20 protein-coding genes are annotated in these 17,848 nt (G+C 46.5%); 14 read left to right on the top strand and 6 right to left on the bottom strand.

The features are described 5' to 3' along the window. Positions 1 to 271: 271 nt before the first annotated feature. Positions 272 to 847, bottom strand: coding sequence for a DUF4269 domain-containing protein (locus C7R92_RS03865; protein ID WP_106833310.1), 576 nt, complete (start codon positions 845 to 847; stop codon positions 272 to 274). Between the two features lie 108 nt (positions 848 to 955). On the opposite strand from C7R92_RS03865, the gene C7R92_RS03860 reads away from it, so the two are divergent. Then, the gene (locus C7R92_RS03860) at positions 956 to 1,441 is read left to right on the top strand and encodes a DUF456 domain-containing protein (RefSeq protein WP_106833309.1); all 486 of its coding nucleotides are present in this window, start codon (positions 956 to 958) and stop codon (positions 1,439 to 1,441) included. A gap of 50 nt (positions 1,442 to 1,491) precedes the next feature. On the opposite strand, the gene lexA is transcribed toward C7R92_RS03860, so the two are convergent. Continuing rightward, positions 1,492 to 2,115 carry a transcriptional repressor LexA gene (lexA, locus tag C7R92_RS03855; RefSeq protein ID WP_007718939.1) on the bottom strand — a complete coding sequence of 208 codons (624 nt, stop codon included), beginning with the start codon at positions 2,113 to 2,115 and terminating at the stop codon, positions 1,492 to 1,494. Between the two features lie 162 nt (positions 2,116 to 2,277). Between lexA and yneA the strand changes: the two genes are divergently transcribed. From yneA to C7R92_RS03835, 4 genes are all read left to right on the top strand, one after another. Beyond that, positions 2,278 to 2,613 carry a cell division suppressor protein YneA gene (gene yneA, locus C7R92_RS03850; RefSeq protein WP_017249167.1) on the top strand — a complete coding sequence of 112 codons (336 nt, stop codon included), beginning with the start codon at positions 2,278 to 2,280 and terminating at the stop codon, positions 2,611 to 2,613. Positions 2,614 to 2,689: 76 nt separating this feature from the next. Next, positions 2,690 to 2,887, top strand: a complete 198-nt coding sequence (locus C7R92_RS03845) for a DUF896 domain-containing protein (protein WP_007718933.1) — start codon at positions 2,690 to 2,692, stop codon at positions 2,885 to 2,887. 95 nt (positions 2,888 to 2,982) lie between these two features. Beyond that, positions 2,983 to 3,348, top strand: coding sequence for a fluoride efflux transporter CrcB (gene crcB / locus C7R92_RS03840; RefSeq protein ID WP_017249166.1), 366 nt, complete (start codon positions 2,983 to 2,985; stop codon positions 3,346 to 3,348). A gap of 38 nt (positions 3,349 to 3,386) precedes the next feature. After that, on the top strand, positions 3,387 to 5,636 hold the full coding sequence (locus C7R92_RS03835; protein WP_106833308.1) for a HelD family protein: 2,250 nt from the start codon (positions 3,387 to 3,389) through the stop codon (positions 5,634 to 5,636). A gap of 63 nt (positions 5,637 to 5,699) precedes the next feature. Here the strand turns inward: C7R92_RS03835 and C7R92_RS03830 are convergent, their stop codons facing one another. Next, positions 5,700 to 6,002, bottom strand: coding sequence for a HesB/IscA family protein (locus C7R92_RS03830; RefSeq protein ID WP_106833307.1), 303 nt, complete (start codon positions 6,000 to 6,002; stop codon positions 5,700 to 5,702). 124 nt (positions 6,003 to 6,126) lie between these two features. Between C7R92_RS03830 and ltaE the strand changes: the two genes are divergently transcribed. From ltaE to C7R92_RS03815, 3 genes are all read left to right on the top strand, one after another. Then, the gene (gene ltaE / locus C7R92_RS03825; RefSeq protein WP_106833306.1) at positions 6,127 to 7,152 is read left to right on the top strand and encodes a low-specificity L-threonine aldolase; all 1,026 of its coding nucleotides are present in this window, start codon (positions 6,127 to 6,129) and stop codon (positions 7,150 to 7,152) included. Positions 7,153 to 7,382: 230 nt separating this feature from the next. Then, a complete protein-coding gene (locus C7R92_RS03820) occupies positions 7,383 to 9,026 on the top strand; it encodes a peptide ABC transporter substrate-binding protein (protein ID WP_106833305.1) in 1,644 nt (547 codons plus the stop codon). 143 nt (positions 9,027 to 9,169) lie between these two features. Next, entirely contained in the window at positions 9,170 to 9,367 is a 198-nt protein-coding gene (locus C7R92_RS03815; protein ID WP_015891590.1) for a hypothetical protein, read from the top strand. Positions 9,368 to 9,370: 3 nt separating this feature from the next. On the opposite strand, the gene C7R92_RS03810 is transcribed toward C7R92_RS03815, so the two are convergent. Beyond that, positions 9,371 to 10,105 (bottom strand): alpha/beta hydrolase, encoded by a 735-nt coding sequence (locus C7R92_RS03810; RefSeq protein ID WP_017249161.1) that lies wholly within the window; start codon positions 10,103 to 10,105, stop codon positions 9,371 to 9,373. Between the two features lie 327 nt (positions 10,106 to 10,432). On the opposite strand from C7R92_RS03810, the gene pdhA reads away from it, so the two are divergent. The 5 genes from pdhA (at position 10,433) to C7R92_RS03785 (ending at position 15,696) form a co-directional block, all read left to right on the top strand. Continuing rightward, the gene (gene pdhA / locus C7R92_RS03805) at positions 10,433 to 11,518 is read left to right on the top strand and encodes a pyruvate dehydrogenase (acetyl-transferring) E1 component subunit alpha (RefSeq protein ID WP_069844732.1); all 1,086 of its coding nucleotides are present in this window, start codon (positions 10,433 to 10,435) and stop codon (positions 11,516 to 11,518) included. A 3-nt stretch (positions 11,519 to 11,521) separates the two neighbouring features. After that, entirely contained in the window at positions 11,522 to 12,502 is a 981-nt protein-coding gene (locus C7R92_RS03800) for an alpha-ketoacid dehydrogenase subunit beta (protein ID WP_047067643.1), read from the top strand. A 102-nt stretch (positions 12,503 to 12,604) separates the two neighbouring features. Beyond that, on the top strand, positions 12,605 to 13,996 hold the full coding sequence (locus C7R92_RS03795) for a dihydrolipoamide acetyltransferase family protein (RefSeq protein ID WP_106833304.1): 1,392 nt from the start codon (positions 12,605 to 12,607) through the stop codon (positions 13,994 to 13,996). A 6-nt stretch (positions 13,997 to 14,002) separates the two neighbouring features. Further along, positions 14,003 to 15,412 carry a dihydrolipoyl dehydrogenase gene (gene lpdA / locus C7R92_RS03790; protein WP_017249160.1) on the top strand — a complete coding sequence of 470 codons (1,410 nt, stop codon included), beginning with the start codon at positions 14,003 to 14,005 and terminating at the stop codon, positions 15,410 to 15,412. Between the two features lie 122 nt (positions 15,413 to 15,534). Next, a complete protein-coding gene (locus C7R92_RS03785) occupies positions 15,535 to 15,696 on the top strand; it encodes an aspartyl-phosphate phosphatase Spo0E family protein (protein WP_017249159.1) in 162 nt (53 codons plus the stop codon). On the opposite strand, the gene C7R92_RS03780 is transcribed toward C7R92_RS03785, so the two are convergent. Both C7R92_RS03780 and C7R92_RS03775 read right to left on the bottom strand, forming a co-directional pair. Continuing rightward, on the bottom strand, positions 15,691 to 16,446 hold the full coding sequence (locus C7R92_RS03780) for a hypothetical protein (protein ID WP_106833303.1): 756 nt from the start codon (positions 16,444 to 16,446) through the stop codon (positions 15,691 to 15,693). The genes C7R92_RS03785 and C7R92_RS03780 overlap by 6 nt on opposite strands. Before the next feature lie 129 nt (positions 16,447 to 16,575). Continuing rightward, on the bottom strand, positions 16,576 to 16,725 hold the full coding sequence (locus tag C7R92_RS03775; RefSeq protein ID WP_015891582.1) for a hypothetical protein: 150 nt from the start codon (positions 16,723 to 16,725) through the stop codon (positions 16,576 to 16,578). 234 nt (positions 16,726 to 16,959) lie between these two features. Here C7R92_RS03775 and C7R92_RS03770 point away from each other — a divergent pair, with 234 nt between their 5' ends. After that, entirely contained in the window at positions 16,960 to 17,817 is an 858-nt protein-coding gene (locus C7R92_RS03770) for a HEPN domain-containing protein (protein WP_017249157.1), read from the top strand. The last annotated feature ends 31 nt before the right edge of the window (positions 17,818 to 17,848 follow it).

The raw sequence follows: 17,848 nt of genomic DNA, 5'->3' as shown, positions 1-17,848 counted from the left end.
TTTAGACGAGGCACAAAGGCGAATTGAGGAGTTCATTCCCTTTTACAACCATGCTCGTCCACAGAGAAAACTAAACAAGCTGACGCCGGTTTAGTACCGACGCCAACTTGCTGCCTAGGGCTTTTTTCAATGTCCGCTAAACGGGGTCTTGACCATTATTGAATACGGGATTTTTATTTCCTGAAGTTTAATAAGCTGGACCGATACTTTACCGAGACATTAAATGAAAAGCCTACATTCAAGCAGTAGAGATTGGCTCTTTGCTCGAAGATTAATCCTTTCGCAGCAGTTGAACTCTTTGTCGTAATTCCTGGTCTGTTAACGGCTCCAATTGCAACAAAGCCTCGTATGGATCATCACCCGGGATATGAAAGTATCGAGCAAATGCAGGCTCTGTCTTGATGTCGCTTTGCTTCAGAGTCCTGATATGTTTATACGCATCCAAGCCTCCTATGTCTAACAATCGTGCTTCGATGTCCATATGACGATAGGCGCTTTGCATTTCGACAACTACCGGTTGAGCAAACAATTCAAACCAAAAGCCAGCTGTGAAAAACGAGATAACGCACGTGGGAGTACTACTTACATCTAAGTGTGTCACTTCAAATCCGGGCAAGCAGCCAAATGCTGTACGAACAGCCTGCTCAAACTGCTCCAGATCATGACTCTCGCAAATAATATCCAGATCGCTTTGCACAACATCAATGTCCAATGGGATGGTTCCGGCAAGCACTGGGTGGTAATCGGATAGTACTTCCATGATGTTCGTCTGTTGAATCGCTTCCCACGCTGCTTTTTGGCGAATCGTCCCTCTGCCCAAGTAGGAGAGATCATGCCAATTTCTCATGAGACTACCTCCATGTCTGCTTTCTTTTAAAATAGTTTAGACAAAAGTGAATAAGTACGCAACGAAATCGATAATCACTCGTATACCTAAATGAAGGGAGTGTAGTAGATGGAAATATTTTTGTGGGTAGTGGTTGTGTTATTGTTCTTGCTAAGCATCGCAGGAATTTTCTTACCTGTTTTACCTGATACGATATTACTGTGGGCGGGCTTTTTGCTCTATCACTTTTTCATTGCAGATCCGGGAGCGGGATTGCCGGCATCCTTTTGGTGGGGAATGGTCGTTCTAAGCATTCTGCTTTACGGTGCTGACTTGCTGACAAATATGTACTTCGTAAAAAGGTACGGAGGGTCCAAATGGTCGTCCATCGCTGCTGCGATCGGTATTATCCTCGGGATTTTCGTTTTCCCACCGTTTGGTATGCTGATCTTGCCGTTCGTATTCGTCGTTCTCGTAGAGTTGATGGTACAGAAGCAGTCGATGGAGAGAGCAGTGAAAGCGGGCATAGGCTCACTGATCGGATTTTTGGGTAGTGCAGTCGTAAAAGTCATCTTGCAAGTTACGATGATCATCTGGTTTTTTATCGCCAGATAATAGACAGAAAACAAAAAGGACAGCCTCGGCTGTCCTTTTTTACGTGGGAACTAGTGAATGAGTCGATAAACACCGATGACTTTACCGAGAATAGTGACATGCTCCAGGATGATCGGTTCCATCGTGGCATTTTCCGGTTGGAGACGGAAGTGATTCTTTTCTTTGAAAAATCTTTTAACGGTCGCTTCGTCTTCTTCTGTCATGGCTACGACGATGTCACCATTGTTGGCTACGTGCTGTTGGCGAACAATGACGTAGTCTCCGTCGAGAATTCCGGCATCAATCATACTGTTCCCGGAGACGCGCAGCATATAGACCTTGTCAGAAGTCACGATATTGTCTGGAAGCGGGAAGTACTCTTCTACATCCTCAATGGCAGTAATCGGTTGTCCAGCGGTTACTTTTCCGATTACTGGCACACGGACGACAGAGTCTTCGAAATTGTCTTGAAAACGATCTTCATCTGATAGCAATTCGATGGCACGAGGTTTGGTAGGATCTCGACGAATGAGGCCTTTTTTCTCTAAGCGTGCCAAATGCCCATGTACAGTTGAACTGGAAGCTAGTCCAACTGCCTCCCCAATTTCACGTACAGATGGCGGATATCCTTTATCACGAACTTCCTTTCGTATGAACTCGATGATGGCTTGTTGTCTACTCGATAATTTTGACATAGAAAGACACCCCTGATTTCTCGAACATATTTTCCTATATTATACCATGGGAGCTTGCGTTCGACAAACATAAGTTCGATTATTTGTTGACATGAACATATGTTCTCATTTATTATGAGGCTACAAGTGATCAGAACGTATGTTTGTGAGGAGGCTATTATTATGAATTCATTGACAGTACGTAATCGTTTCGAGAAAAAAGAAGAACGTCGTGTTCGTTTTGGTATCACGAGAGGACAAGCTCTCTTGTTTCTTATTACATTTACTCTCTTTTTTTACCTGTTAACCGAACTAGTGTTTGCTTCTTCGCCAATGGAGGAGCCACAAGGCATAGAAGTAACCGTACAATCTGGAGATAGCCTGTGGTCGTTAGCTGTTCAATACAATACAGATCAGATGGATGTTCGGGACTATATAATAGAAATTAAGGATGCGAACGGTTTAGAGAGCAACAGGATTTACCCAGGTCAGACTCTCATCCTTCCTGATACTCCGTAAGTGTTCGGCTGTCTTGCGGGATCATTCGAATGTGGTATAATGAAGCGGCACTACTACAGAGTGGGAGGAACCAGCAGTGGTATCTGACGCAGAAATTAAACGCATCAACGAATTGGTCAAAAAATCGCGCGAAGAAGGTTTGACCGAAGAGGAAAAGCTCGAACAAAAAGCATTGCGTCAAAAGTACATTGACGCCGTTAAGCTTTCATTGAGAGCAAATTTGGATTCCATCCGTTATGTGGAAGACCTTGAAGAAAATAAGCCAAAACAGTAAGATAACAATTACTGATACGACAGACATCCTCGCTTGACGCTAGGGTGTCTTTTTCTGTGACATACATAAGCTGTGATAGCCAGGGAGGGAAAGCGATGGCGTGGATAGCTGTGGCGGTTGGAGGAGCAGTTGGCTCTCTTTTGCGCTACCTATTGTCTTTGCTCGCGAATCAGCCGGGATGGCCGTGGGGAACCTGGATCGCCAATGTTTGTGGATCTTTGATCATCGGCATCTTGTTCGTGCTGGGGAAAGAACGTGGCTTTTTATCTCCGACACTCTACCTCTTATTTGCAACGGGGGTCATGGGAGGATTTACGACTTTCTCAAGCTTCTCCTTGGAAGTAGTCTCTTTTTGGGGAGAAGGCCACCTGTTACGTGGCACTTTGTACGCTCTGCTTAGTTTGGGAGTCGGTCTACTTTCTTGTGCGGTTGGAATATGGTTGGCCAGGCAATGGTCCTGAGTCGTTCAATGACACGATACATGTGAGGGGGAATGAATGTGAGTACACAGCATCGTGATTATGAATGGGAACAAAAAAAGCTGGATGAAACAATTTCAGCGATCGACGAAGAAATGGAGCAGCTTCGCAATGATATTCGCGAGGCAACAGATGATTATGTCAAACAGGTTGTTAACTATAAAAAGGCTAAGGAATTGAGCTACCTGGAAGATCAGGGTCGAGAGAAGCCATATTTCGGCAGAGTGGATTTCTTGAAAGATGAAATCTACGAGCTGGATGAGGTCTACATAGGAAAACGGGGAATTGTACGCAGCGATACGTTTGATTCTGTCGTCGTGGATTGGCGCGCGCCTATCGCCAGTCTTTATTATTCCGGTGAGAGCAAAGAAGCGTTTTACCGGATGGGACGCGAGATCGTGCGTGGTGAAGTTCGACTAAAGCGTAATTTTGCGATCGAAGACGGAAAGATCGTCGGCATCTATGATGGAGCGGTAAAAGAAACAATTAACCGCGAGATGGGGCATCCCGACGAATTTTTGCAAGAGGGCTTCATTGATGAATTCTTGGCAGCCAATCTGAATCAGGCAAACGATAGTAGGCTAAAAGACATCGTCGCTACGATTCAATCCGAGCAAAATGATATTATCCGGGCGGAAAAAGAACGGCCCATTGTTGTGCAAGGAGTAGCGGGGAGCGGAAAAACAACGATTGCTCTGCACCGACTCTCCTATTTGATTTATAACTACCAGGATTCCATGATGTCCAAAAAGTTCATGGTTTTTGCACCTAACCGGATGTTTCTTACCTATATATCCGAGGTTTTGCCTGAGCTGGGAGTCGATGATGTTCAACAGTCTACTTTTGTAGATTGGGCAGCGCGTCTTCTGAAGCCTCTGCTGCCAAAAGGATGGAGAATCGTGAGTCCTGATAAGCCTCTTCAATTGTTCTTCGAAGAGGGGCAGGATGAGCGCCAGCAAGAAATGACACGAAACAGGCTTCGCTTCAAAGGATCGCTCGCTTGTCGGGAGGCCCTGGAGCAATACATTCGGCATATCGTCGAAACAAGAATTCCTTTCAAGAAGCTCAGCTTTTTATACAACAAAACGAAGCAAGTATTTTCAATTCCGGGTGATTTTATTCGCCAATGCTTCTTGGAGCAATTCGCCAATATGCCGTATCATCGACGGGTAGAAGCGCTTCGCAAGCATTTGAAACAAGAAATGAACAAGCAATTGTTTGCCCATTTGCGAGAGCGAAAAGTCGATTTGGACAAAGAAGGCTTGTACAAATTCGAGAAAATGCTGGAGCAGATACTAGATACGTACCTGACTTCGTTTCCGAGACTGGAAATCTTCGCAGCTTATCGCGAGTTGATTGCTGACGAGGAATTGCTGCGCAAGCTCGTACCTGCTGACATTTCAGACGAAGTTGTCCGTGATGTGACTCAGTCTAGCGCTGCATTGTTTGCAGAGGAGAGATTGGAGCCGGAAGATATCGCGCCATTGCTATACTTGCAGCATATTGTTGAAGGAATGAATAAGGCAGAGCATTTTGATCATACGGTCGTGGATGAAGCACAAGACTTGAGTGCGTTAGAAATAGCCGTCATTGCATTGGCAACTAAGCGAAACTCGCTAACGATCGTGGGAGATATTGCGCAAGGTATTCATAGCTACCGGGGGATTCATGCCTGGGAAGAGTTGACGAAGGGGATTTTTGCACAGCTATTTCCTTCCTATTATACGTTGTCACAAAGCTATCGTTCGACCATTGAGATCATGCGCTGTGCCAATGAAGTGTTGCGGCAAATTGATTTGCCCGAGACGGTATTGGCAAAACCGGTTTTGCGACATGGTGAAAAACCAATCATGGTCAAGGCTCGCTCACGAGCGCAACTGTGGGAGGACATCTCTTCGCGTGTGGTAGCCTACCAGGCGGAAGGCTTCAAAACGATTGCGATCGTAGCGAAAACCATTCAAGCGAGTAAAAAAGCACATAAAGGCCTGCAAGACAAAATAGCTGATTTAACCCTGTTAGGAACGAAAGATAACCAATTTCCGGGTGGCGTAACCATCATGCCTGCTTTCTTAACAAAAGGCTTGCAGTTTGATGTGGTCATTCTACTGGATGTAGACGCCTATCAAAATAATGAATGGGACGCAAAACTGTTGTATGTCGCGATGACACGTCCTGTCCATCGTCTTGTTATGACGCAGGTTGATGACGTATCTTCACCGTTGCTGAAAGATTTACCGACAGCGCTGTATAGTATGTCTACTGACGAATAAGATTCTCATCATCAAAGAAAACCCTCTGCCTGTAAAAAAGCAGAGGGTTTATCTGTATCATGCTTAGTGGTCGCCTGTGTTACCTTTGGAAGGGTTGGTAATAACAAAACCTTCTTGTGGCAAGAAAAGGTAATCAATGATGATGCCTTCCAGCAATGGCTCATCCTTTTTCACAATCACATCGATCTCTTTGTCGGTCGAGATCACAACATCTTCTTCTGTTGGCTTGTCCAGAGCGAGTCCGTAGTGTGCATGATCACCGTGAGAGTGAGTAATATAAACGCGCAGTTTCAATTCTTTGTCTTCTTCTGCCTCGATGATTGGAGCCAATTGCTTGGCAGCGTTACGAGTGATTTTTAGTTTCACAGGTCAAATCCCCTAACTGTATGTAAGTTACCCCTCCATCTTAGCAAGAGGAAAAACAGGATGCAATGTTGAAAGTGTTACGATATGTCTAGAGAATGACAATACGGTGGAAGGAGAGTCATCTATGAAAATCGATTTGCGCAGCGATACCGTTACGAAACCAACCGAGGAGATGCTTCGAGCAATGGTGGAAGCGGAGGTTGGTGATGATGTTTATAGAGAGGACCCATCGGTCAATCGTTTAGAAGCGATCGCGGCTGAAATACTCGGAAAGGAAGCTGCTCTGTTCGTAACAAGTGGCACGCAAGGCAATCAGGTCGCTGTTTTGACGCATTGTGTTAACGGAGACGAGGTCATTGCGGAAGCGGATTCGCACATTTTTTACTATGAGGGCGGCGCTATGTCGGCATTGGCTGGCGTACAAACAAGGACGCTGGTTGGAGAACGTGGTGCTCTACGTGCAGAAGATGTAGAGAGGGCGATTCGGGGCAACAATATCCATTTTCCTCGCACAAAATTGATCTGTCTCGAAAATACGCATAATCGCGCTGGCGGGGCGGTAATCTCTGTTGCGCAAATGAAGAGTGTCTATGATACAGCACAAAAACACGGTATTCCCGTTCATTTGGACGGTGCTCGTCTCTTCAATGCGGCTGTGGCTCAAGGTGTTGCAGTCAGTGAGCTAAGCGCTTTTGCCGATACCGTTCAGATTTGTTTGTCCAAAGGGCTGAGTGCTCCGGTGGGTTCCATTTTGGCTGGAGATCGTGCGTTTATCGAAGAAGCGAGATGGTGGAGAAAAAAAGTAGGAGGCGGGCTGCGTCAGGCAGGGTATTTGGCAGCACCAGGCATTATCGCTCTGACACAGATGGCCGAACGATTGGCAGAAGACCATGAACGGGCACAGCAATTGGCAAAAGGCTTGCGCCAGCTATCGCTTCAGGTCGAGCAAGTCGAGACGAATATCGTGCTGGTGAATACAGACTCGATTGGACAAACAGCTGTCGCCTTCTTGGAGCGTTTGGAGGAAAAAGGAGTGCTCGCTGTTGATTTTGACGAGTACGTCATTCGCTTTACGACGCATCGACACATTAGCGATCAACATATCGAGACCGTTGTGGAAGCAGTTGAGCAATTATTGGAAACGGTGTAATCGTTTCAACCGCTTGTAGCCAGTCGAAGGGAAGACTGGCTTTTTTATTTGTATCAACAGTTGATTCTAAATAGTTAGACAATTTGTACAAAATAAGAGTCTATATGCGCTCTGTTTTTCGCCATACCGTCTGATTTGTTTCGTCTACACTTGCGTTATCATGGTAGTGTGATAAAGCGATAGCGTTTACTGGTGTATGGAATCGAATGGAATCAAGGGGGATGGTCTCAATGAGAAAGAGGATGAGCTTCGTTTTGAGCTGCTTCTTGCTACTTCAAGTTTTAGCGGGCTGTAGTACAAGTGAAACGGCGGTAACGAACAAACCGAATGATCAGGCATCTCAACCAGCGCAGCCAACAGGAAAAGAGAGGGTACTGAATTGGAATGCAGACGGTGGAGAGCCTCCGACAGCAGATCCTGGACTTGCTTCCGATGGCACTTCCTTTGATGTCATTACTGCCTGTTTTGAAGGATTAACTCGCTATGGACCGGATGGAAAAATAGCCAACGCAATTGCCGACAGTTATACGGTATCCGAGGATTTGACGACGTACACGTTCAAATTGAAGGCGAATGCGTTATGGAGCAACGGAGATTCGGTAACCGCCCATGATTTTGAGTTCGCCTGGAAAAGAAATCTCGATCCGAAGACAGCATCCGAATATGCTTACATGCTTTATTTCATTAAAGGAGCAGAGGAATTCAACACAGGGAAAGGATCGCATGAAGACGTAGGGGTCAAAGCGTTAGACGATTTTACACTAGAGGTCAAGCTCAATTCGCCAGCTCCGTTTTTTTACGAGCTGACGGCTTTCCCGACATTGTTTCCTTTACATAAAAAGACCTTGGAGGCACATCCGAATTGGGCAGCGTCTCCAGACAACTACGTGGGCAACGGCCCATTCAAAATGGAGCTGTGGGAGCATAAAAACAAATTGGTTCTTGTGAAAAACGAGAAGTATCATGACAAAGATACCGTGAAGCTCGACAAAATCGTGTGGAGCATGATTACCGATACCAACACCGCTCAAGCGTTGTTTGATTCTGGTGATTTGGATTGGGGAGGGCATCCAACCTACGTGTTGCCCGTCGATGTGATCCCCGCTTTACAGGATGAAGGAAAAATCGTAATGGCGCCGTATCCGAATACAGTTGCCGTCACCTTTAATACAACCATGCCCCCTTTTACGAATAAAAAGATTCGACAAGCCTTCTCGTATTCCATCCAACGGCAGCCTCTCGTAGACGGAATCGTACAGACAGGGGTGCCTGCCGCTTTTGCATGGGTTCCGCCCTCTATGCAACTCAGCGGAAATGACTATTTTCAAGAGGATGTAGACAAAGCCAAACAGTTATTGGCGGAAGGGTTAAAGGAGCTGGGGCTTTCGACGATGCCAGAAGTGACTTACACATATGGATCAGGTGATGATCGTCAGAAAAAGCTGGCTGAAGCTCTTCAGGATCAATGGAAAAGAAGCCTAGGTGTTGATGTGAAAATCAGTGGCTTGGAGGAAAAAGTTTTTTTACAAAACAAGCGCTCCAAAAACTATCAGTTTGCCTACCGAAATTGGGGTGCTGATTTTAACGACCCCATCAATTTCCTGGAAATTTTCAAGGACAAAACAGTGGGGACGAACGATGCTGCTTGGGAAAATGCTAGATACCGAGAGCTAATCGTACAGAGTTACTTGGAAAAAGACCCGACGAAGCGTAATGCGATCATGCGTGAGGCAGAGACCATCTTAATGGAGGAAATGCCAATTGCCCCTGTGTACTATGGCGCAAGACCCTATATAAAAAATGACAAGGTCAAAGGATTTTTGATCAACCCGTTTGGTGGTAGAGATTTTAAATATACAACCATCGAACAATAAATAAAGACGTAGCAAAGTCTTGCCGTGTCCGGAAAATGGGAGAGCGGCAAGGCTTTTTTTGGTTCCATTCGGTTGACTCGCTTGTGTGTAATTCAGACCCGCCAATGAAATACTATAGCTATCCAACATAGGGGAAAAGAGGGATGGATATGATCTCGGCTAAAGAGCGAGAACGCATTCTCAATCAAATGAAACGGGACGAGAGCAAGATTGTCAACATCGTCCTCAACGACGCCAATCAGGTTGCGGGCGAAATTGAAAAAGCCAACCACCAAGGCATTTTCCTGGTGGATGGCCGCTACTACGGGTACGAGGATATTAAAGAAATCAATGGCTCGTAATGGTTACAGACGGGGAGGGGGGAAGAAGTAACGCAAGGCGTCAGGCAGCTCTTTTTGCCACAAACCCCAGACGTGATTCCCTGGTTTTTCTCGGTAGGACAAGGTAGCTTGTTTGTCCTCAAGAATCTGTTTTGCCTCGCGATTCCATTGCACGAAATCGAAGGTACCCGCACTTGTTTCCACAGCTGTCTCATCGAGGCCAACGACCATCCAGATTCGCAGCCAGGATAAGCTGGACTGATTCAAAAGCGGGTCGAGTGTCGTTTGGAAAAACGCCCCGGATAGCGCGAGTACCTGTGGAAAGAGGTCGGGGTTTTCCAATGCGAGATGCAAAGAAACGGTTCCACCTAAAGAGTCTCCTGCCAGCACACGTGAAGCAGGATCACGGCGTACAGGATAATGCTCCTCTATGTAAGGAATCAGCTCTTCAGTGAAAAAACGCTGATAAGCTGCGTTTCTCGACCCCGATGGAGAATACTCGCTCGTGCGCTTGTTGCGATCGACTGAGACACCGACGACGATGTAGGGTTCGATACCTTCTTCCAGAATCAATTGATTGGAGATGGTCGCGATTCGCCCCATCGTAAAAAAGTCGTTCCCATCCTGGCAATACACAACAGGGTAAGAAAGAAGCTCATTGTACCCCGGTGGTAGGTATACTTTGACCGAACGGGGAGTGTCCACGTGGATGCTGGGCACTTCTTCTTTCATTATGGTTCGCTTTACATAGTCAGACATCGATTCACACTCCCTGTTTGCTCAATTGAAAAACTAAGCCTTGAAAAAAACTGATACAGCTTATATAGTAAATGATAACAGAGAGGAAATAAACCCTGTAATATCAATACTATAACACGTTAAACAGGTATTTTGACTGCAATATAACAGGGTGTTGCAAACGGGCTGTAAGCCCTTTCTTGCACCAGGCAACTTTCTTCTGGTTTTTATCAGGGTCACTTCCGCCGCGAATTGTACTCGTCGCTCATCGAGCAGATGCTCAGATTAAGTCGACAAAGGGCAACTCGGGAAAAGGAAGTCCCTTATTCTAGTGACGAGGTGAATGTGATGAGCGTATCCACTGCTGTTGAACAAACAGAGAACAACGCCCCGCTGCAAATTCTTGCCCCGGATGGTACGGTTGTTCGTCCTGACTTGATGCCTAAGCTCTCCGATGATGAATTACGTGAACTGATGCGTAAAATGGTATTTACCCGTGTATGGGACCAACGCGCAATTAGCTTGAATCGCCAAGGCCGTCTTGGTTTCTATGCACCAGTAGCTGGTCAAGAAGCAAGCATGATCGGTTCCGAGGGTGCTCTTTCGAAAGAAGACTTTGTCCTGCCTAGCTACCGTGATATTCCACAAATGGTATGGCATGGTTACCCTATGCACAAGGCATTCCTGTACTCCCGCGGACACATCGAGGGCGGCAAAATTCCTGAAGGTGTAAACGTATTGATGCCACAAATCATCATCGCGGCTCAATGTACACAAGCAACAGGTGTTGCAATGGGTTACAAGCTGCGCGGTGAAAAGAAAGTTGCGATCAACTACTTTGGTGACGGTGCGACCTCCCAAGGTGACTTCTACGAAGGGATGAACTTTGCAGGTGTATACAAGCTGCCTGTTATCTTCTTCTCCCAAAACAACGGTTATGCGATCTCTCTGCCGTTCGAAAAACAAACGGCTTCTGAAAATATCGCAGTCAAAGCAGTTGCGGCTGGTATTGCTAGCGAACGCGTTGACGGTATGGATATTCTCGCAGTTTACTACGCGGTTCAACAAGCAAAAGAGCGCGGCGTGAATGGCGAAGGTGCGACTCTGATCGAAGCAATGACGTACCGTTATGGTCCTCATACCATGGCTGGTGACGACCCAACTCGTTACCGTACAGGTGAAGAGCAAAGCGAGTGGGAACTGCGCGATCCACTGATCCGCTTCCGCAAGTTCCTCGAAGCAAAAGGCCTCTGGAGCGAAAAAGACGAAGAAGCTGTAATCGAAGAAGCGAAAGCAGCTGTTGCGGACGCAATCAAAAAAGCGGACGAAACACCTAAGATGAAAGTTAGCGAACTGATCGATGTAATGTTTGAGACACTGCCGCCTGCACTCGAAGAGCAAAAGGCAGAATTCCTGGCGAAGGAGTCGAAATAAGCCATGGCACAAATGACAATGGTTCAAGCCATTACGGATGCAATGCGCGTAGAGTTGAAGCGCGATGAAACCGTTCTTGTCTTCGGTGAAGACGTAGGTAACAACGGCGGGGTGTTCCGTGCAACAGAAGGTCTGCAAGCTGAGTTCGGCGAGCAACGCGTTTTCGATACGCCACTCGCTGAGTCCGGAATCGGCGGTTTGGCTGTTGGTCTTTCCGTAAACGGCTTCCGTCCAGTAGCAGAAATTCAGTTCTTTGGTTTCGTATTTGAAACATTCGATGCTATTGCATCTCAAGCTACTCGTATGCGTTATCGTTCCGGCGGTCGCTTCACGAGCCCAGTTACATTCCGCTCCCCATTTGGTGGCGGTGTGAAAACGCCTGAGTTGCATGCTGACTCTTTGGAAGGCTTGATGATGCAAACTCCGGGACTGAAAGTAGTTATCCCTTCCAACCCGTATGATGCAAAAGGACTGTTGATCTCCGCGATTCGCGACAACGATCCAGTTGTATTCCTCGAGCACATGAAGCTGTACCGTTCCTTCCGTCAAGAAGTTCCAGAAGGCGAGTACACGATTCCACTCGGCAAAGCAAACGTAGTAAAAGAAGGTAGCGATGTTACCATCATCACCTATGGTGCGATGGTGCATACCAGCCTGAAAGCAGCAGAAGAAATCGAGAAAGCGCGTGGAGCAAAAGTAGAAGTAATCGACCTGCGCACCATCAGCCCACTCGATATCGATACCATCGTGGATTCTGTGAAGAAAACAAACCGTGCGATCGTCGTTCAAGAAGCACAAAAAACGTCTGGTGTTGCGGCAGAAATCATCACGCAAATCAACGAGCGTGCGATCCTGCACCTCGAAGCACCAGTACTGCGTATTACAGCACCAGATACCGTTTACCCGTTTGCACAAGCAGAAGATGTATGGCTGCCTGACGTAAAACGCGTAGTAGATGGTCTGACTCAAGTCCTCGATTTTTAATTGAGAAACGGACATAATGGCGGAAAAGTTGAAAGCTTTCCGCCTTCTTTCTAGCGATAGTAAGTAAAAATTTATGATAAATGCTTACAAGGAGGAGATACTGTGAGTCGTTTTACATTCAGACTCCCGGAGCTCGGCGAGGGTATCCATGAAGGCGAAATCGTCAAATGGCACGTACAGCCCGGAGATTCCGTAGAAGAAGACCAAGTCATCATGGAAGTACAAAATGACAAGGCGGTTGTAGAAGTACCGTCGCCTGTTAAAGGGAAAGTTATCGATCTGAAAGTAACTGAGGGTACGGTTTCTGTAGTCGGCGATCCACTGATCGAGTTTGACGTAGAAGGCGAAATTCCGAACCTGCCAGACCATGGTCATGGCGATTCCCACGCTGCTGAAGCGGCACCAGCGCCTCAAGCTGCAGACAAAATGGAGCCAGGTTGCGACATCGGTTCCCAAGTGAGTGCAAATGCGAACCAAGCTCTGGAAACGCCAATGGCACAAGCAACTGCAACAGCAGTAGCGGCACCAATTGACCGTAAGCATGTGTTGGCTACACCTTCCGTTCGCAAATACGCTCGCGAAAAAGGCATTCAATTGGCTAATGTACCTGGTACAGGCAAATTGGGTCGCATCACACGCGATGACGTAGATCGCTTCGTATCTGGCGGAGCAGCAGCACCAACTGCACAAGCAGTGGCAGCTCCAGTAGCAACTGAGGCTCCTGCAGCAGCAGCTACAGGTGTAGCACAAGCAGCAGCGGCTCCAACTGTTCACCACACACCTCAAGCAGGCGAACTGGAAGAGCGCGTTCCGCTGAAAGGTATGCGTAAAGCAATCGCAAAAGCAATGGTGAAATCTGCTTACACAGCACCACACGTAACGATCTTTGACGAAGTGGATGTTACAGCGCTTGTCGCTATGCGTAAAGATGCGAAGCCACTTGCTGAAGAGCGTGGTGTGAAGCTGACTTACCTGCCTATGATCGTGAAAGCAGTTGTAGCTGGTCTGAAGAAATTCCCAGAACTCAACGCTTCTATTGACGATGAAAAACAAGAAATCATCTTTAAAAAGTACTACAACATCGGTATCGCTACCTCGACAGAAGACGGCTTGCTCGTTCCAGTTGTGAAATCCGCTGACAGCAAATCCATCTTCCAAATCGCAGGTGAAATCGGCGATCTGGCGAAGAAAGCACGCGACCGCAAAGCGACTGCAGATGAGTTGAAAGGTTCCACTTTCAGCATCACAAACATCGGTTCTGCTGGTGGTATGTTCTTCACGCCTATCATTAACCATCCAGAAGTAGCTATTCTGGGTGTTGGCCGCATCAGCGAAAAACCAGTTGTGAAAAACGGAGAAATCGTGGTTGGTCAAATGTTGCACCTGTCCTTGAGCTTTGACCACCGCTTGGTTGATGGCGAACCTGCACAGCGTTTCGTCAACTACGTGAAGCAGCTCCTCGAAAACCCAACGCTGCTCGTCATGGAGGGATAAGAGACAATGGTAGTAGGTGAATTTACTACAGAAGTTGATGTACTCGTAATTGGTGCCGGTCCAGGTGGATATGTTGCAGCGATTCGTGCTGCTCAAATGGGCAAAACAGTAGCTGTCGTGGAAAAAGGTGAGCTGGGTGGCGTATGTCTGAACGTAGGTTGCATCCCTTCCAAAGCGATGATCCACGCTGCACACACATATGAGCACACACAACATACAGAATCCATGGGTATCACCATGGAAAATGTAAAAGTGGATTTTGCCAAAGTACAAGAGTGGAAAAGCGGCATCGTGAAGCAACTGACTGGTGGCGTAGGCTCCCTCTTCAAAGGCAACAAAATCCAGGTAATCCCTGGTGAAGCACTGTTCGTAAGTGAAAATGAAGTACGTGTATTCCACGGTTATGATGTCAACCGTTATCGCTTCCAGCATTGCATCATTGCAACTGGTTCGCGCCCAATCGAGTTGCCTGCATTCCCGTTTGGCAAACGCGTAATGTCTTCTACTGAAGCGCTGTCCTTGACTGAACTGCCGAAGAGCCTCGTGGTAATCGGTGGCGGATACATCGGTATCGAGCTTGGTACGGTGTTTGCGAAGTTTGGTACAAAAGTTACGATTTTGGAAGGTTCCGATCAAATCTTGCCAGGATTTGAGCCAGACATGCCACGTTTGGTGGAACGCAAGCTGAAAAAGCTCGACGTTACCATCCATACAAAAGCACTGGCACAAGGAATGGAAGAGACAGAAAACGGCGTGATCGTGACTGCAGAAGTAAAAGGCGAGCAACAAAAAATCGAGGCGGAATACGTACTCGTTACTGTTGGACGTCGTCCGAATACAGATGAACTCGGTATTCGCGATATCGGCATGAATGTGACTGACCGTGGTTTGATCGTTGTCGACAAGCAAGGTCGCACGAGCATTCCTAACGTTTACGCGATCGGGGATATCGTAGCAGGTCCTGCGTTGGCTCACAAAGCTTCCTACGAAGGCAAGGTTGCTGCTGAGGCAATTGCTGGCCATCCAGCTGAAGTAGACTACAAGGCGATTCCAGCGGTTGTATTCTGCGATCCAGAAATCGCAAGCGTAGGAATCAATGAGAAAGAAGCAAAAGAAAAAGGCATCGATTACGTTGTAGGTCGTTTCCCATTCGCAGCAAACGGTCGCGCTCTGTCTGTAAATGCAGGCGAAGGCTATGTGAAGCTGATTGCAGAAAAAGAAACGAATCTCGTATTGGGTGCGCAAATCGTTGGTCCAGAAGCATCCAACATCATCGCAGAGATCGGATTGGCGATCGAAATGGGCGCAACACTCGAAGATATCGAGCTGACCATCCACGCACATCCAACACTGGGTGAAGTAACAATGGAAGCTGCTGAATTGGCTCTGGGTCGTCCGATCCACGTCATGAAATAGGAAGTGGGAAAAGCCTTGTGCCGGAAATGGGTACAAGGCTTTTTCTTCCACATCTTACCCTTTCCACCTGTTCTTATATAATGTAAAATAGTGGGAGACAACGTTAGGTGGGGGTCTGCAGCATGGAAATTACGAGTCAGATGATTGATGACTTGCGACTAAAACTAGAGCGCGCAGCAAAAGATGCAGGTTACAATTTTCTTGACCCTGAAATCGTGAGAATCAGCCAACAATTAGATAAATTGATTGTCGCTCATATGCAACATGAAAAACGCCCTTCATGAGGGCGTTTTTGGTTGAGTGGGAACTTCCGAGATGGAATACAGCAAATGGGCATTCCAGCCTTTTTTCGTAAGCGTGGGTTCTTGGGCATAATAATAGCTCGGATAAAGAATGAGATGCTGCGCATCGTAGCTTGGACCATTACTCGGACAGGTTAGCTGATGAGTTTCTGTGTCATAGGTAATTGCGGGAGAAATGGATTGCAGATAGGTGGTAAGGGAATGGATTCCTTGTAAAGAGTAATAAATCCGTTCTGCTTCACGCACAAATTTTGGAGCAATCGCCTCCCAATTCGCCTCAAAAAATAACTGCCAATAAGATGAAACGAACAGGCTGAAACGGCCTTTCACATAGTCGGCATCCTCTTCTAAATCGAAGGCAACCACAGGAGTATCGTGATGCGATATCCACTCCTCCAAGATCGGTTTCATGCTACGCACAAAATGATCAGTGGGAAGTGTTACGAAGTACTCATACTGATCATCGACAGCCATCACACCTTTTGTATGTAGGGGGTCAAATGAGTCTGGGATCCCATATCGAAAGAGGGGGACAAAATAACCCCATTCTTTTAAAAGACGGGCTGACTCAAACTGCTCTACCTTTTCTTCGGTCCAATACGCAAATCGCTTGGGAGGTGTCTCTTGGGCGAGTGTATGCAAACTAGCAGCCATCTCGTATAGCGGGGAAACACTATAGCTGATCAAATTGGAAAGAGGGCTATGGTTGCCCGGAAGTGGAATGGTGATCATCTTCACTTAACCTCCATCAAGGATACTAAATTTATCATAGTGCATCCTTGTGGGACAATTCAATCTTTTTCGATGTAAAAAAAAGGAAGGGCAGTAGCACCCGACTGCAATGGAGCCGGGTGCCATTCTTTATCCTTCGCGTGTTTGAATGGAACGTGAATGATTTTGCTGCTTCACTTTTTTAGAGCCGGGCTGGGGTTCGCCAGTCTGTTCCAGCGGCCGAGCTACATTATTGTAAGTTTGATGCGGATTTTCATCTAGAATATGGTCCTTTTCCATAAAATCAACTCCTTCTTTACCTAGTTTGGCGTAAACACATGATGACGAATCATAGGAAATGCTGGTATTCTATAATGAGGTTGTTCCAAACTCGTATGGTGAGGAAGCATGTCCACATTTAGAAGGAATTGATATGTTGTCAAAACTGCAGAATGGCACGATACTGTTTATAGAACATAATATTTATTATGTAAACAATAAACGAGCTCTGCTGGTCTGGAAGGAGCGAGAACTATGCCGGTCTTAATCGCCCCCGTATTCAATTCAACAACAGCACAGCCCGTTCGGATCGATTTGCCTAATTCGTACACGCTCATATCAGGCGCAAAGAAGCCATATGAAATCGCGTCTCGTTTTTTGCGCAATGAAATGGACGAGAACAAGCGAACCTTTGATTTGCGTGTAGATCCCAACAGTTTATTTTTAGTTGGGGATCACGAAGAGATGAAAATAACGGATGATCGGGTATGGATTGAAGAAATCGAAAGTAAGCTGAATCTAGCGTCTACAACGGGGACTTGCTCGATTCCTTACATCATCACCGTCAATGGCAATATGTATGGCATTACGTATTTGAAGCGATCGCTTGATGGTGACAAGTACACATTTGATGATGAAACTGCGGGCATTTTTCATTCATTAGTCGAACAGAAGCTGCCATCCCTTGCTTTTCGTCGCTATTCGCTTTCACTGGAGAAGAAAAACTATGAGGATCAGCTGTTGGATCTGTGGATTGCATTGGAATCATTGTTTGTTCCCGATGGCAAAAAAGGCGAGATTACCTATAAATTGCGTGTCCGAATGGCGTACTATTTTGGAGAAACCGCCTTACAGCGTGAACGGATTGCACAGTTTGTAAAAAAATCGTACAATCATCGCTCAGAGATTGTGCATAGTGGCAAGTTGTTCGGTGACAAGTTGGCTACAGAAGTCAATATTCTGAGGGTGATGACACGAGCCGCGATTTTAAATATCGCCGGGGAACGTGTCAACCTCCAGGATATGCGTGTACGGCTGGACGAATTGGTATTTACGGGCGAATCTTATGTGGCACGGTACGCTCCTGCATTTTTTGAAAGAATTTTGTTGTAAGCCTCATAGAGGAAACAGATCAGGAGGAAGA

Source organism: Brevibacillus porteri (assembly GCF_003013475.1).
Classification (GTDB): Bacteria; Bacillota; Bacilli; order Brevibacillales; family Brevibacillaceae; genus Brevibacillus; species Brevibacillus porteri.
The sequence above is the reverse complement of the archived record's forward strand: the minus strand, read 5'-3'. Positions and strand labels throughout refer to the sequence as shown.

Coding starts and splice junctions, on each gene's coding strand:
- C7R92_RS03865 (WP_106833310.1), bottom strand. CDS start 847: ATGAGAAATTGGCATGATCTCTCCTACTTGGGCAGAGGGACGATTCGC.
- C7R92_RS03860 (WP_106833309.1), top strand. CDS start 956: ATGGAAATATTTTTGTGGGTAGTGGTTGTGTTATTGTTCTTGCTAAGC.
- lexA (WP_007718939.1), bottom strand. CDS start 2,115: ATGTCAAAATTATCGAGTAGACAACAAGCCATCATCGAGTTCATACGA.
- yneA (WP_017249167.1), top strand. CDS start 2,278: ATGAATTCATTGACAGTACGTAATCGTTTCGAGAAAAAAGAAGAACGT.
- crcB (WP_017249166.1), top strand. CDS start 2,983: ATGGCGTGGATAGCTGTGGCGGTTGGAGGAGCAGTTGGCTCTCTTTTG.
- ltaE (WP_106833306.1), top strand. CDS start 6,127: ATGAAAATCGATTTGCGCAGCGATACCGTTACGAAACCAACCGAGGAG.
- C7R92_RS03820 (WP_106833305.1), top strand. CDS start 7,383: ATGAGAAAGAGGATGAGCTTCGTTTTGAGCTGCTTCTTGCTACTTCAA.
- C7R92_RS03815 (WP_015891590.1), top strand. CDS start 9,170: ATGGATATGATCTCGGCTAAAGAGCGAGAACGCATTCTCAATCAAATG.
- C7R92_RS03810 (WP_017249161.1), bottom strand. CDS start 10,105: ATGTCTGACTATGTAAAGCGAACCATAATGAAAGAAGAAGTGCCCAGC.
- pdhA (WP_069844732.1), top strand. CDS start 10,433: ATGAGCGTATCCACTGCTGTTGAACAAACAGAGAACAACGCCCCGCTG.
- C7R92_RS03800 (WP_047067643.1), top strand. CDS start 11,522: ATGGCACAAATGACAATGGTTCAAGCCATTACGGATGCAATGCGCGTA.
- lpdA (WP_017249160.1), top strand. CDS start 14,003: ATGGTAGTAGGTGAATTTACTACAGAAGTTGATGTACTCGTAATTGGT.
- C7R92_RS03785 (WP_017249159.1), top strand. CDS start 15,535: ATGGAAATTACGAGTCAGATGATTGATGACTTGCGACTAAAACTAGAG.
- C7R92_RS03780 (WP_106833303.1), bottom strand. CDS start 16,446: ATGATCACCATTCCACTTCCGGGCAACCATAGCCCTCTTTCCAATTTG.
- C7R92_RS03775 (WP_015891582.1), bottom strand. CDS start 16,725: ATGGAAAAGGACCATATTCTAGATGAAAATCCGCATCAAACTTACAAT.
- C7R92_RS03770 (WP_017249157.1), top strand. CDS start 16,960: ATGCCGGTCTTAATCGCCCCCGTATTCAATTCAACAACAGCACAGCCC.